The organism is Actibacterium ureilyticum, from assembly GCF_002285435.1.
Lineage (GTDB): Bacteria > Pseudomonadota > Alphaproteobacteria > Rhodobacterales > Rhodobacteraceae > Actibacterium_C > Actibacterium_C ureilyticum.
Genome location: NZ_NSBT01000006.1, coordinates 138,292 through 151,011 on the forward strand (window position 1 = coordinate 138,292; position 12,720 = coordinate 151,011).

The 12,720-nt window shown below is 64.3% G+C and carries 18 protein-coding genes; 12 read left to right on the plus strand and 6 right to left on the minus strand.

Annotation, left to right across the window (positions count from 1 at the left end):
• Positions 1 to 28: 28 nt before the first annotated feature.
• The gene (locus CLM60_RS00715; RefSeq protein ID WP_095587343.1) at positions 29 to 391 is read left to right on the plus strand and encodes a hypothetical protein; all 363 of its coding nucleotides are present in this window, start codon (positions 29 to 31) and stop codon (positions 389 to 391) included.
• Here the strand turns inward: CLM60_RS00715 and CLM60_RS00720 are convergent.
• Complete coding sequence (locus CLM60_RS00720; RefSeq protein ID WP_095587344.1) at positions 385 to 1,575, minus strand: MalY/PatB family protein; 1,191 nt, start codon at positions 1,573 to 1,575, stop codon at positions 385 to 387. The two genes, CLM60_RS00715 and CLM60_RS00720, sit on opposite strands and share 7 nt — an antisense overlap.
• Positions 1,576 to 1,756: 181 nt before the next feature.
• Here CLM60_RS00720 and def (CLM60_RS00725) point away from each other — a divergent pair, with 181 nt between their 5' ends.
• From def (CLM60_RS00725) to CLM60_RS00745, 5 genes are read left to right on the plus strand one after another with little or no spacing between them, the layout of a single operon-like run.
• A complete protein-coding gene (gene def, locus CLM60_RS00725; RefSeq protein ID WP_095587345.1) occupies positions 1,757 to 2,278 on the plus strand; it encodes a peptide deformylase in 522 nt (173 codons plus the stop codon).
• Positions 2,275 to 2,775, plus strand: a complete 501-nt coding sequence (def, locus tag CLM60_RS00730; RefSeq protein WP_095587346.1) for a peptide deformylase — start codon at positions 2,275 to 2,277, stop codon at positions 2,773 to 2,775. The genes def (CLM60_RS00725) and def (CLM60_RS00730) overlap by 4 nt, the downstream gene beginning before the upstream one ends.
• Positions 2,775 to 3,680 carry a methionyl-tRNA formyltransferase gene (gene fmt, locus CLM60_RS00735; protein ID WP_095587347.1) on the plus strand — a complete coding sequence of 302 codons (906 nt, stop codon included), beginning with the start codon at positions 2,775 to 2,777 and terminating at the stop codon, positions 3,678 to 3,680. The genes def (CLM60_RS00730) and fmt overlap by 1 nt, the downstream gene beginning before the upstream one ends.
• A 10-nt stretch (positions 3,681 to 3,690) precedes the next feature.
• The gene (locus CLM60_RS00740) at positions 3,691 to 3,927 is read left to right on the plus strand and encodes a hypothetical protein (protein WP_095587348.1); all 237 of its coding nucleotides are present in this window, start codon (positions 3,691 to 3,693) and stop codon (positions 3,925 to 3,927) included.
• A gap of 10 nt (positions 3,928 to 3,937) precedes the next feature.
• Positions 3,938 to 4,177 carry a GlsB/YeaQ/YmgE family stress response membrane protein gene (locus CLM60_RS00745; RefSeq protein ID WP_095587349.1) on the plus strand — a complete coding sequence of 80 codons (240 nt, stop codon included), beginning with the start codon at positions 3,938 to 3,940 and terminating at the stop codon, positions 4,175 to 4,177.
• A 60-nt stretch (positions 4,178 to 4,237) separates the two neighbouring features.
• Here the strand turns inward: CLM60_RS00745 and rnhA are convergent, their stop codons facing one another.
• The 5 genes from rnhA to CLM60_RS00770 form a co-directional block, all read right to left on the minus strand.
• Entirely contained in the window at positions 4,238 to 4,705 is a 468-nt protein-coding gene (gene rnhA, locus CLM60_RS00750) for a ribonuclease HI (protein ID WP_095587350.1), read from the minus strand.
• Complete coding sequence (locus CLM60_RS00755) at positions 4,698 to 5,315, minus strand: class I SAM-dependent DNA methyltransferase (protein WP_095587351.1); 618 nt, start codon at positions 5,313 to 5,315, stop codon at positions 4,698 to 4,700. Before CLM60_RS00755 ends, rnhA begins: the two co-directional genes overlap by 8 nt.
• Before the next feature lies 1 nt (position 5,316).
• Complete coding sequence (locus CLM60_RS00760) at positions 5,317 to 5,934, minus strand: LysE family translocator (protein WP_095587352.1); 618 nt, start codon at positions 5,932 to 5,934, stop codon at positions 5,317 to 5,319.
• 13 nt (positions 5,935 to 5,947) lie between these two features.
• Positions 5,948 to 6,898, minus strand: a complete 951-nt coding sequence (ispH, locus tag CLM60_RS00765; RefSeq protein ID WP_095587353.1) for a 4-hydroxy-3-methylbut-2-enyl diphosphate reductase — start codon at positions 6,896 to 6,898, stop codon at positions 5,948 to 5,950.
• Positions 6,899 to 7,072: 174 nt separating this feature from the next.
• Positions 7,073 to 7,645 (minus strand): LabA-like NYN domain-containing protein, encoded by a 573-nt coding sequence (locus tag CLM60_RS00770; protein WP_095587354.1) that lies wholly within the window; start codon positions 7,643 to 7,645, stop codon positions 7,073 to 7,075.
• A gap of 140 nt (positions 7,646 to 7,785) precedes the next feature.
• Here CLM60_RS00770 and folK point away from each other — a divergent pair, with 140 nt between their 5' ends.
• The 6 genes from folK to CLM60_RS00800 all read left to right on the plus strand — a co-directional run bounded on the left by folK (position 7,786) and on the right by CLM60_RS00800 (position 12,698).
• The gene (gene folK, locus CLM60_RS00775) at positions 7,786 to 8,334 is read left to right on the plus strand and encodes a 2-amino-4-hydroxy-6-hydroxymethyldihydropteridine diphosphokinase (protein WP_245848091.1); all 549 of its coding nucleotides are present in this window, start codon (positions 7,786 to 7,788) and stop codon (positions 8,332 to 8,334) included.
• An 87-nt stretch (positions 8,335 to 8,421) separates the two neighbouring features.
• Entirely contained in the window at positions 8,422 to 8,781 is a 360-nt protein-coding gene (gene rpoZ / locus CLM60_RS00780) for a DNA-directed RNA polymerase subunit omega (RefSeq protein WP_095587356.1), read from the plus strand.
• Positions 8,782 to 8,816: 35 nt separating this feature from the next.
• Entirely contained in the window at positions 8,817 to 10,946 is a 2,130-nt protein-coding gene (locus CLM60_RS00785; RefSeq protein ID WP_095587357.1) for a RelA/SpoT family protein, read from the plus strand.
• 21 nt (positions 10,947 to 10,967) lie between these two features.
• The gene (locus tag CLM60_RS00790) at positions 10,968 to 11,618 is read left to right on the plus strand and encodes a DUF2062 domain-containing protein (RefSeq protein WP_095587358.1); all 651 of its coding nucleotides are present in this window, start codon (positions 10,968 to 10,970) and stop codon (positions 11,616 to 11,618) included.
• A gap of 10 nt (positions 11,619 to 11,628) precedes the next feature.
• Positions 11,629 to 12,384 (plus strand): pyridoxine 5'-phosphate synthase, encoded by a 756-nt coding sequence (locus CLM60_RS00795; RefSeq protein ID WP_095587359.1) that lies wholly within the window; start codon positions 11,629 to 11,631, stop codon positions 12,382 to 12,384.
• Positions 12,381 to 12,698 (plus strand): RNA 2'-phosphotransferase, encoded by a 318-nt coding sequence (locus tag CLM60_RS00800; RefSeq protein WP_095587360.1) that lies wholly within the window; start codon positions 12,381 to 12,383, stop codon positions 12,696 to 12,698. Before CLM60_RS00795 ends, CLM60_RS00800 begins: the two co-directional genes overlap by 4 nt.
• The last annotated feature ends 22 nt before the right edge of the window (positions 12,699 to 12,720 follow it).

The window sequence follows — 12,720 nt, forward strand, 5'->3', positions numbered from 1 at the left end:
GGCGTCATGGGGTGGGAGGGATTTTGATATGACGGATTATTTGCCCAAGGATATTTCCGATGCTCTGGCGCTGGCACGCGCCAATGCCCTGCGCCGCAACAAGCGCCTGCGTGTTGTCGCGGGGGATCAAAGCTGGCCGATCCTGCGGATCTGGCAGGGGGGCTTTGCGCTGGACGCCGAAACCGCGCCGCATCTGCGCGGGCTGGTGCAGGTGCAGGACGGCACGCGGCTGATGTTCGAGGCGTTGATCGTGACCGCGTCGGAGGAAGGGCGCGAGCTGTGTTTCGAATACAAACGCAGCACCGCGGCCCGCGATAGCGCACCGCTGGATTACCCACGCGCCGACAATGCGCCGATTGCGCTGCTCGGCCGTCAACCCACCGCTTACTGAAGGTCGCTGAACGCCTCTTGCAGGCGTGCGACCGCCTCGGCCACCCGCGCGCGCTGCGTGCCCAAGTTGAACCGCATACAGGTCTCGCCCCCGGTGCCCAGCGTGTGGCCCGGCGTTGCGGCGATGCGGGCCTGGCGATAGACCCGGTCGTGTATCTCGTCGCGGTTCATGCCGGTGCCTGCGAAGTCCACCCAGGCCAGATAGGTCGATTGCATCGGCATCGCCGACAGGCCGGGAATGGCGTTGACCCCATCGTTGAACAGCTGCGCGTTGCCGGCGATATAGGGCATCAGCTGATCGACCCAATCCGCGCCCGCCTGTGAATAGGCGGCCCGCGTCAGGGTCACGCCCAGCAGGTTCGGGCTGATGTCCAGCGACCGGTGAAACGTCCCGAACCGGGCCCGCAGATCCGCATCGGGGATCGTCACACAGCCCGTGCGGCTGCCCGCGATATTGAAGGTTTTCGAGGCCGAGGACATCATGATCAGCCGGTCCGCGATCTGCGGCGCGGCAAGGTGCATGGGCAGGTGTTTGTGCCCCGTCAGGATCAGGTCGCAATGGATCTCGTCCGAGACCAGGATCAGGTCGTGACGGGCGCAGAACGCGGCCAGATCCGACAGTTCCGCCTGCGTCCAGATACGCCCCGCGGGGTTGTGCGGCGCGCTGAGCAGCAGCATCTTCTCGCGCCCGGTCATCAGCCGGTCGAACCGGTCGAAATCCAGCACGAAAACGCCGTCCTCGGTCCCCATCGGCAATTCGGTGACAACGCGGCCGGTCCGGCCGATCTTGGCCGCGAATTCGTGATAGACCGGCGTCAGGATCGCGACGTGATCGCCCGGTGCGCTGAAGGTCTGGATCGCCATCGCGAGCCCGTTGCCCAGGCCAAAGGTCGTAAAGACCCAATCGGTATCGATCGTCCAGCCATGCCGGGTCTGCATCCACCATTGCACGGCATCCAGAAACGTCTCATAGCCCGCGAAATAGCCGTAATTCGCCTTGGCCAGCAGCCCCTTGACCGCGTCCTGCAGAAAGTCCGGCGCAGGGAAGTCCATATCGGCGACCCACATGGCCAAGCCATCGTCGGGCGACACGCCAAAGGCGCGCTCCATCATGTCCCATTTCGAGGAGTCGGTGCCGCGCCGATCGACCGGCGCATCGAAATCATATACAGGGGTGGCTGGCATGGTGTTCCGTTACGGTTTTCTGTTTCGGGCGAGGTTATCAGGATAACATGCCAAATCAATCTGAATTTACGGGACAACATCCCAAATACGGGTCTATTATCGGGCCATTTTCCCAAATGACCTACCCGAAATCTGCGCCCGCCCCATTGCGCCGGAAAATCCGATGCCCTAAATCAGCCGCATGACTGTGCGCCCCATCCTGATACATCCCGATCCCAGGCTCAAGAAGATTGCGGACCCCGTCGACGGGATCTCGTCTGAGCTGCGCGCGCTGGCTGACGACATGCTGGAAACGATGTATGACGCGCCGGGCATTGGTCTGGCCGCACCGCAGATCGGCGTGTCCAAGCGGCTGATCGTGATGGATTGCGTCAAGGAAGAGGGCGCCGCGCCCCGGCCCATGGCGCTGTTCAATCCACAGGTCACCTGGACCTCGGACGACACCAGCGTCTACGAGGAAGGCTGCCTGTCGATCCCCGATCAATATGCCGAGGTCACCCGCCCCGCCGAGGTCCGCGTGCGCTGGACCGATCTGGATGGCCAGCAGCAGGAAGAGGAATTCGCCGGGCTGTGGGCCACCTGTGTCCAGCACGAGATCGACCATCTGGATGGCAAGCTGTTCATCGACTACCTCAAGCCGCTGAAACGGCAGATGATCACGCGCAAGATGGTCAAGCTCAAGCGCGAGCGCGCCCGCGCGTGACGGCCCGGCCCTTTGTCCCCTGGCCCGACAAGCGGCTGAAAACCCCGGCCGAACCGGTGGCCGGCATCACCGATGACATCCGCGCGATCTGGGACGACATGGTGGAAACCATGGATGCGATGCCGGGCTATGGCCTGGCCGGGCCACAGATCGGCGTGATGCTGCAACTGGCCGTCGTCGATTGTTCCGAAGAACGCGGCCAGGCGATCCGGCTGGCCAATCCGCGTATCCTGCATGCCTCGGCCAAGCTGCGCACGCACGAGGAAGCCAGCCCGAACCTGCCCGGCGTGTCGGCGGCCATCGACCGCCCGCGCGCGGTGACGGTGGCGTACCTGAATGCCGATGGCCAGATCGAAGAGCGGGATTTCGTGAACCTCTGGGCCACCTCGGTTCAGCATCAGATCGACCATCTGGCGGGGCGGATGTATTTCGACCGCCTCAGCCGGCTGAAGCGCGAACGCCTGATCAAACGCGCCGACAAATTGCGGAGGGGCTGATGCGCGTCATCTTCATGGGAACGCCCGAGTTTTCCGTGCCGGTGCTGGATGCGCTGGTGGATGCGGGGCATGACATCGCCGCCGTCTATTGCCAGCCGCCGCGCCCCGCGGGCCGTGGCAAGAAGGAACGCCCGACCCCCGTCCATGCCCGCGCGCTGGAACTGGACCTGCCGGTGCGCCATCCGCGCACCTTGAAATCACCCGAAACACAGGCAGAATTCGCCGCGCTGGACGCCGATGTGGCGGTGGTCGTGGCCTATGGCCTGATCCTGCCGCAGGCGGTGCTGGACGCGCCGCGCCACGGTTGCCTGAACATCCACGCCTCGCTTCTGCCGCGCTGGCGCGGGGCCGCGCCGATCCATCGCGCGATCATGGCGGGCGACGCCGAAACCGGCATCTGCATCATGCAGATGGAGGCCGGTCTGGACACCGGCCCGGTCCTGCTGCGCGACGCCACCCCCATCGGCGCCGAGGAAACGACGCAGGACCTGCACGACCGGCTGTCGGCGATGGGCGCGGAGCTGATCGTCCGGGCGCTGCAGCGCCCGTCCGACCTGACGCCCGAACCGCAACCCGATCAGGGCGTCACCTATGCCGACAAGATCGCCAAGGCCGAGGCACGCATCGACTGGACGCAACCGGCGGCACAGGTCAGCCGCCAGATCCGCGGCCTGTCCTCCTTCCCGGGGGCGTGGTCGGTGCTGAACGGCGAGCGGATCAAGTTCCTGCGCTGCCGCATCGTGCCCGGCAGCGGCCAGCCGGGGCAGATCCTGAACGGCCTGACGGTCGCCTGCGGTGACGGCGCGGTTGAAATCACCGTCGCACAGCGCGAAGGTAAACGCGCGATGCCGACGATCGAGGTCCTGCGCGGCCTCGACCTGCCGGCCGGCGCCGCATTCGACTAGGAGGTCACCCATGTTCCCCACAATGATCGGCACGGTCGTGATCGCGGGCATCGTGGGGTACCTGTCGGAAAAGTCGGGCTTCACCCGTAACGGCATCCTGCAAAGCATCATCATCTGCGTCGGCGGCGCCTTCCTGGCCTATTTCGTCCGGCTGATGTTCGGTATTGGGTTCGGCAGCCCGGGCGTGAACGCCATTGTGTCGTCGCTGGGCGCGCTTATCATCGTGCCGACCCATTGGCGGAAATAGGGGGGCGGGGATGTCCATCATCTATCTGATCATCATCGGCGCGGCGGCGGGGTTCCTGGCCACACGGCTGATGCGGGTCGAGGCCGATACGATCACCACCATCGCCATCGGCATCTTCGGCGCGCTGATCGGCGGTCTGATCCTGCGCTTCATCCTTGTCGTCGGCGGGCTGCTCGCGGGCCTCGTCGGCGCGGTCCTGGGCGCGGCGCTGTTGATCTGGCTGTACCAGACCTATATCGCCCGGCGCTGAGCGCCCCTTTCATCTTGGCATAAATACCGCGCGGGGGTCCGGGGGCGCGAAGCCCCCGGCCTAGCCTGTCCTGCGCGCCGGTTTGAATGGCGCCATGCCGGCGCGGGCCAGCTCGTCGGCGCGCTCGTTCTCGGGGTGCCCGGCATGGCCCTTGACCCATTCCCAGCGCACATCGTGCTGCGCCTGCGCCGCATCCAGCCGCTGCCACAGCTCGGCATTCTTCACCGGCTTCTTCGCCGCGGTCTTCCAGCCGTTGCGCTTCCAGCCGTGGATCCAGCCGGTGACCCCGTTCTTGACATAGGCGCTGTCGGTCACAACCGTCACCGCCGTCGCGCGGGTCAGGCTTTCCAGCGCGTGGATCGCCGCCAAAAGCTCCATCCGGTTGTTGGTCGTCTCGGCCTCGCCGCCCGACAGCTCCCGTTCCTTGACGACCGTTTCGCCGTCCTTGGCCTGCAACAACACGCCCCAGCCCCCCGGGCCGGGATTGCCCGAACAGGCGCCATCGGTGAATGCGAAAAGCTCAGGCATGGGCGGTCAGGATCGCGAATGTATCGTCGGTACCGGCCAGGCCCTTGCCATGGCCGCGCCGGGTGCGGGTGGTGGTGAACCCGGCCTGTGACAGCAAAGTCTTCAACTCGTCTTCCTCGTAATAGGCATAGAACCGCCCCAGGTGATCGCGGCCCTCATCCGTGCCAAGCTTCATGCCGATGTGAAACATGCCGCCGGGTTTCAGCGCGCGATGAACACGCGCCAGATGCCCGGGGAAGGCGGCGCGCGGGGCGTGCAGCAGGCTGAAATTGGCCCAGACCCCGTCATAGCGCGCAACCGCCGATAGCGCATCGAACGGCTCGACCCGCACGTCGATCCCGAACCGCTGGGCGGCCAGTTCGGCCATGGCCGTCGTGGCATCCGTCGCCTCGACCACATAGCCCTGATCGCGGATCGCTGCCGCCCATTGCCCGGGACCGCAGCCCAGATCCAGCACCAGCCCGCCGTCCGGGATCGGGCCCAGAAACGCCGACAGATCAGCGGCCTGATCGACATCGGTGATCTCGGCAAACCCCTTGGCATAGGCATCGGCGGATCTGGTATAGACGGCGATGGTCTCGCTGTCGGTGCGGGGGGGCGTGCCGGCCATCCTAGGCCCCCCGCTCGAACGCCAGCCGCAGGCCCAGACCGGCAAAGATCGCCGCAAAGCTGCGGTTGAGCCAGCGCATCGCCCGTTCCGAGGACAGGATCAGGTCCCGCGCCGCGGCCGCGAACACGCCATAGAGAACAAAGACCGCAAAGGTCATGGCCATGAACACCCCGCCCAGCAGGGCCATCTCGGCCCCGGCGGTGGCGGGATTGCCCGACAGGAACGGCGGCAGAAGCGCCAGAAAGAAGATCGACAGTTTCGGGTTCAGGATGTTGATCAGCGCCCCGCGCCGGGCAATGCGCCAACCGGGTTCGGACGTGCCTTCGCGGCTGACAGCTAGCGCGCCGCCCGCGCGCAGCGATTGCAGCGCCAACCACAACAGATATGCCACGCCCGCGAATTTCACGATGTTGAACAGAACCGCGCTGGTATGCAGCAGTGCCGCCAAACCCAGCGCCGCCGCCAACAGGTGCGGCACGATCCCGAAGGTACAGCCAAGCGCGGCCCAGACCGCCGAGAGGCGCCCCTTGCCCAGACCGATGGCCAGCGTATAGATCACACCGGTTCCGGGCGCGATCACCACCACGAAGGCGGTCAGCAGGAATTGCAGGCTGATCATCGCTCCGCCCTCCTCAGGCCGGTTCGCGCAACACGCGCGGGACCTTGAATTCCACGTTTTCCTGTGCGGTTTCGACCAGCTTGACCGTCACGTCATAGCGGTCGCGAAACGCATTCACGACTTCGTCGATCAGCACCTCGGGGGCCGAGGCCCCGGCGGTGATCCCCAACGCCCCGATCCCGTCCAGCGCGCGCCAGTCGATATCGGTGGCCCGCTGCACCAGCTGGGCATAGGCGCAGCCGGCCTTGCGGGCGACCTCGACCAGACGTTTGGAGTTGGACGAATTCGGCGCCCCCACCACCAGCAGCGCATCGCAATCGGGCGCGATGGCCTTCACGGCCTCTTGCCGGTTGGTGGTGGCGTAACAGATGTCTTCCTTGTGGGGGCCGACGATGGCGGGAAAGCGCGCCTGAAGCGCGGCCACGATATCGGCGGTGTCATCGACCGACAGTGTGGTCTGGGTGACAAAGGCCAGCCGCGCGGGATCGCGCACCTGCACATCGGCCACGTCATCGACGGTTTCGACCAGCAGCACCTCGCCCGGGGGCAGCTGTCCCATGGTGCCGATGGTTTCGGGGTGGCCCGCATGGCCGATCATGATCATCTGCAACCCGTTCGCGGCATGACGCTCGGCCTCGATATGGACCTTGCTGACCAGCGGGCAGGTGGCGTCGACATAGACCATCTCGCGCTGCGCGGCCTCGGCGGGCACCGCTTTGGGCACGCCATGGGCCGAAAACACCACCGGCCGGTCGTCGGGGCATTCGTCCAGCTCTTCGACAAAGACCGCGCCCTTGGCCTTCAGCCCGTCGACCACGAATTTGTTGTGCACGATCTCGTGCCGGACAAAGACCGGCGCGCCCCATTTCTCCAGCGCCATCTCGACGATCTTGATCGCACGATCCACGCCCGCGCAGAACCCGCGCGGTGCCGCCAGATAAAGTATAAGGGGGGATCGGGTCATGAAAGCTCCTGCTGCCTATCTTCAGGTAGGCCTTCGCGCCCGGCACGTCCAGCGCTTTCCGGGAACCGGTCGGATGTTCAGGGGGATCGGGGGGGGCAGGCTGGCGGGCATGGGTCGGGACCGCCCGCCGGGGCAGGGCCACAATGAAAAGGGCACCGCGTGGTGCCCTTTCCCTCAATCGTCTGCGGAATATTCCATCGGCGCGTCGGCGCGCGGTTCGCGCGGCGGGCGGCCGATCACTTCCTTCAGCTCGTCAAGCTCGATGAAATTGTCGGCCTGACGGCGCAGTTCATCGGCGATCATCGGCGGCTGGCTGCGGATGGTCGACACGACCGAAACGCGGACGCCCTGACGTTGCAGGCTTTCCAGCAGGGGCCGGAAATCGCCATCGCCCGAGAACAGCACGATGTGATCGACATGGGGGGCAAGCTCCATCGCGTCGACGGTCAGCTCGATATCCATGTTGCCTTTCACCTTACGGCGGCCCTGGCTGTCGGTGTATTCCTTGGCCGGCTTGGTGACCATGGTAAACCCGTTATAGTGCAGCCAGTCGACAAGCGGCCGAATGGGCGAATAGTCGTCGTTTTCCAGCAGGGCTGTATAGTAAAATGCGCGCAGCAACTTGCCCCGTCGCATGAACTCCTGACGCAAGAGCTTATAGTCGATATCAAACCCGAGCGCTTTGGCCGCCGCATATAGGTTTGAACCGTCTATGAACAGCGCAAGCCGTTCGTCTCTATAGAACATTTAATTTCCTTCCGGTAATCCGAACTGTGCCAATTGGTCTTGTTGAGTGGTGGTTGGTGTGCTGGCACAGAACATTTGCGCGAATTTAGGGGAAAAAAATCGTGTCGCAACCCTTACGTCGTCACGGAAATGATACAAAAGTGCTTGTCGCGCTGGGTGGTAACGTAACGTCATCTTTCGGCTCGCCGGCTCAGACGCTTTTGAAAGCGTTAGAGAAACTTGAAAACGAATCTTTCCAAGTTTCTACCCAAAGTGGATTCTTTACCACCCCTAGTTTTCCGCCCGGCTCCGGTCCTGACTTCGTGAATGCGGTCGCTTGCTACGTAACGTCATTTTCCGCGCCCCGGGTTCTGGCGCATTTGCACGCGGTGGAAAAGGCGTTCGGGCGGGACCGCAAGACGCGCTGGGCGCCGCGAACACTGGACCTGGATCTGCTGTTTTACGGCGACACGATCCTGCCCGATGCCGCCACTGTTCAGGCCTGGATCGACATGCCGATCGCGCGCCAGACCCAAGAGGTCCCGCCCGAGCTGCTGCTGCCGCATCCGCGGATTCAGGATCGCGCCTTCGTGCTGGTGCCGCTGGCCCAGGTCGCCCCGGATCTGCGCCATCCGCTGACCGGAAAGACCGTGCAGGAGATGCTGAGCGCGCTGCCAGCGGAAGACAAAGCGCAAATTCGGCCCATGTAGCGCGCTTTTCAGTTATTCCGCTCTTGTCAAGACCTTTGCGAACGAATAGGTGTTGCGTTCAACTTCCCAGTTGGATCGGAGAATTTCATGGCCCGCGTGACGGTAGAAGATTGCGTTGACAAGGTACCGAACCGGTTCGAGCTTGTTATGCTTGCCGCACATCGTGCGCGCGAGATTTCCGCTGGCGGCGCGCTGACGGTGGATCGCGACAACGACAAGAACCCGGTGGTCGCCCTGCGCGAAATCGCCGAAGAGACCCAATCGGCCGACGATCTGCGCGAGCGCATGATCGAAAGCAACCAGACCCAGATCGAGGTCGACGAACCCGAAGAGGATTCGATGGCGCTGCTTATGGGTGGCGGTGCGGCGGCGGACAAACCCGCCGACGACGATCTGAGCGAAGAGAAATTGCTGCGCGCCCTGATGGAAGCTCAGCAGCAGCGCTAATCGGGCACTGAACCGCCCCGGAGTTTGCGGACCGCATGGCCAAGATCGACGTCGAAGACCTGATCACTCTGGTCCGCAACTACAACCCCCGCACCAATGAAGCCCTGATCCGCCAGGCCTATGCCTATGGCGAGGCCATGCACGAGGGGCAGTTCCGTCATTCGGGCGAACCGTATTTCACCCATCCCGTTGCCGTCGCCGCGATCCTGACAGAGATGCGGCTGGACGATGCAACGGTGATCACCGCGCTTTTGCACGACACGATCGAAGACACCAAATCGACCTATACCGAGATCGCCGAGATGTTCGGCGCCGAGGTGGCCGAGCTGGTGGATGGCGTGACCAAGCTGACCAACCTGCAGCTCAGCTCGTCCCAGACCGAACAGGCCGAGAATTTCCGCAAGCTGTTCATGGCGATGTCCAAGGATCTGCGGGTGATCCTGGTCAAGCTGGCCGACCGTCTGCACAACATGCGCACGATCCGGTCGCTGCGCCCAGAAAAGCAGGCCCGCAAGGCGCGCGAGACGATGGATATCTTCGCCCCGCTGGCTGGCCGGATGGGCATGCAGTGGATGCGCGAAGAGCTGGAGGATCTGGCCTTTCGCGTGCTGAATCCCGATGCACGCGCGTCGATCATCCGCCGCTTCATCACCTTGCAGCGGGAAACCGGCGACGTGATGCATCAGATCACCAACGACATCCGGCTGGAGCTGGACAAGGAGGGGATCGAGGCCGACGTGTTCGGCCGCGCCAAGAAGCCCTATGGGATCTGGCGTAAGATGCAGGAGAAGGATCAGGGGTTCTCGCGCCTGTCCGACATCTATGGCTTTCGGGTCATCACCCGGGACGAGGCCGATTGCTATCGCGTGCTGGGTGCGATCCACCAGCGCTGGCGCGCGGTGCCCGGGCGGTTCAAGGATTATATCAGCCAGCCGAAATCGAACGGCTACCGGTCGATCCACACCACCGTTTCGGGCCGCGACGGCAAGCGGGTCGAGGTTCAGATCCGCACCCGCCAGATGCACGAGGTCGCCGAAAGCGGCGTGGCCGCGCACTGGTCCTATCGCGATGGGGTGCGGGCGGAAAACCCGTTCGCGGTCGATCCGGCGAAATGGCTCGCCTCGCTGACCGAGCGGTTCGAGAATGCCGAGGATCACGACGAGTTCCTGGAACACGTCAAGCTGGAGATGTATTCCGACCAGGTGTTCTGCTTCACGCCCAAGGGGGACGTGGTGAAGCTGCCCAAGGGGGCGACGCCGCTGGATTTCGCCTATGCGATCCACACCCGGATCGGTGACAGCTGTGTCGGGGCCAAGGTCGACAATGTGCGCGTGCCGCTATGGACCCGGCTGAAGAACGGCCAGTCGGTCGAGATCATGACCGCCGAGGGGCAGCGCCCCCAGGCCACATGGATCGACATCGTCGTCACCGGCCGCGCCAAGGCCGCGATCCGCAAGAGCCTGCGCGAGGAAGACCGCGAGCGGTTCATCAAGCTGGGCCGCGAACTGGCCCGTGTGGCGTTCGAACATATCGGCAAGAAAGCCACCGACAAGGCGCTGAAAACCGCGGCCAAGCAACTGGGCCTGCCTGACGGGGAAGAGGTCCTGGCCCGCCTGGGCAGCGCCGAGCTGCGCGCGCAGGACGTGACCGAAACACTTTACCCCGATGTCATCAGCCCGACCACGGACGAGATCGACCCGTCCCGCGCGGTTATCGGCCTGTCGCCCGAGCAAAGCTTTACCCGCGCGCCCTGTTGTCAGCCGGTGCCGGGCGAAAGGATCGTCGGCATCACCTATCGCGGGCAGGGCGTGATCGTGCACGCCATCGATTGCCCCACACTGTCACGGTACGAGGATCAGCCGGAACGCTGGATCGACCTGCATTGGCACAGCGGCCAGCACCCTGCGATCCATTCCGTCGGGCTGAAGCTGACCATTCGCAACGATGCGGGGGTTCTGGGCCGTATCTGCACGTTGATCGGCGAGCAGAAAGCCAATATCTCGAACATGGTGTTCCTGGACCGGAAACCCGATTTTTACAGGCTTTTGGTGGAAGTGGATCTGCGCGACGTCGAACATCTGCATGCGTTGATGACGGCGCTCGAGGCCGAGAACGACGTGGCGGAACTGGAACGGACGCGCGATGCACAGCAAAGCACGTCCTAGCAGGCGGAAGGGGTAGACGGCTTGGTCTTCAAGCGGCGCGATAAACGGTCGGTGGGGCAGATCCTGCTGGACCTGATCTATCCGCGTGGCGGTTGGGCCCGGGCGATCCGCTATGTCCGCCACCGCATCCACCGCTTGCCCGATAGCCCCGAAAAGATCGCCCGCGGAATATTCGCCGGGGTGTTCACCACGTTCAGCCCGTTTTATGGCCTGCACTTCTTTGTCGCAGCACTGATCGCGCGGATCATGAACGGCAACATGCTGGCCGCGCTTCTGGCCACGTTTTTCGGCAACCCGTTGACCTATATCCCGATCGGGGTGATCTCGCTGAAGGTCGGGCATTTCCTGCTGGGCACCGATTTCGACGAATCCGTGGACAAGTCGCTGGTGGACAAGTTCCTGGGCGCCGCGCGCGATCTGTTCGACAATGTCTGGGCGCTGTTCACCCATGCCGATGCCAACTGGTCGAAGCTCGAGCTGTTTTATCACGATGTTTTCTTCCCCTATATGGTGGGGGGTGTCCTGCCCGGGATCATCGCGGGCACGATCGCCTATTACCTCAGCGTGCCGGTGATCGCGGCCTATCAGAAACGCCGCCGGGGCAAGTTGAAGAAGAAGCTGGACAAGCTGCGGGCCAAGGCCGCGGCGAAGCCGGCGCGCGAACAGGGCTAGGAGAAGCGCGATGAGCAAGCAATCAGAACGGGCGCTGCGCCTGGGGGTGAATATCGACCACGTGGCCACCGTTCGCAATGCACGTGGTGGCGACACCCCCGATCCGGTCCGCGCCGCGCTGATGGCACAGGCCGCCGGGGCCGACGGGATCACCGCCCACCTGCGCGAGGATCGCCGCCACATCACCGATGCCGATATCGACGGTCTGATGGGCGGGCTGACCGTACCGCTGAACTTCGAGATGGCCGCAACGACCGAGATGCAGCAGATCGCCCTGCGCCACAAGCCGCACGCGGTCTGCATCGTGCCCGAACGGCGCGAGGAACGCACGACCGAAGGCGGGCTGGAAGTCGCGCGCGAGGAAAACCGCCTGGCCCATTTCATCGCGCCCCTGCGCGAGGCCGGCTGCCGCGTGTCGATCTTCATCGCCGCCGACAAGCGCCAGATCGAAGCCGCCCACCGCATCGGCGCCCAGGTGATCGAACTGCACACCGGCGCCTATTGCGATGCCCATGCCGAGGGGCGCTTTGACGACCGCGACCGCGAGTTCGAAGCCCTGCGCGAGATGTCGGGTTTTGCCCATGACCTGGGGCTCGAGGTGCACGCGGGCCATGGCCTGACCTATGACACGGTGCAGCCCATCGCCGCCTTTCCGGAAATCAAAGAGCTGAATATCGGCCATTTCATCATTGGCGAGGCGATCTTTCGCGGGCTGGAACCGGCCATTCACGAAATGCGCCGCCTGATGGACGAGGCGCGCGGATGACACACGCCGCCATCGACCTGGTGGAGCGGGTGCCGCCCGACACGCTTTATCACGCGGCGGATGCGGTTTCCGCAACCGCGATCCTGACCCGTGGGCTGGAACCCGATGCCCGGCACCATGTGCGCCTGTCGGCGGATCCCGAAACCGCCCGCCGGGCCGTGGAACACGACGGCAAGCCGGTGGTCTTCACCGTCTATGCCAGGGCCGCCCATGACGATGGCCAGCCCTTTTGGATGACGGAAAGCGGTGTCTGGCTGACCCGCGCGCTGGCCGCGGATTTCCTGTATCTGCCGCCGGTACGCGGGGCGGAATGACCATGGTTCCGGGGCTGTGAAA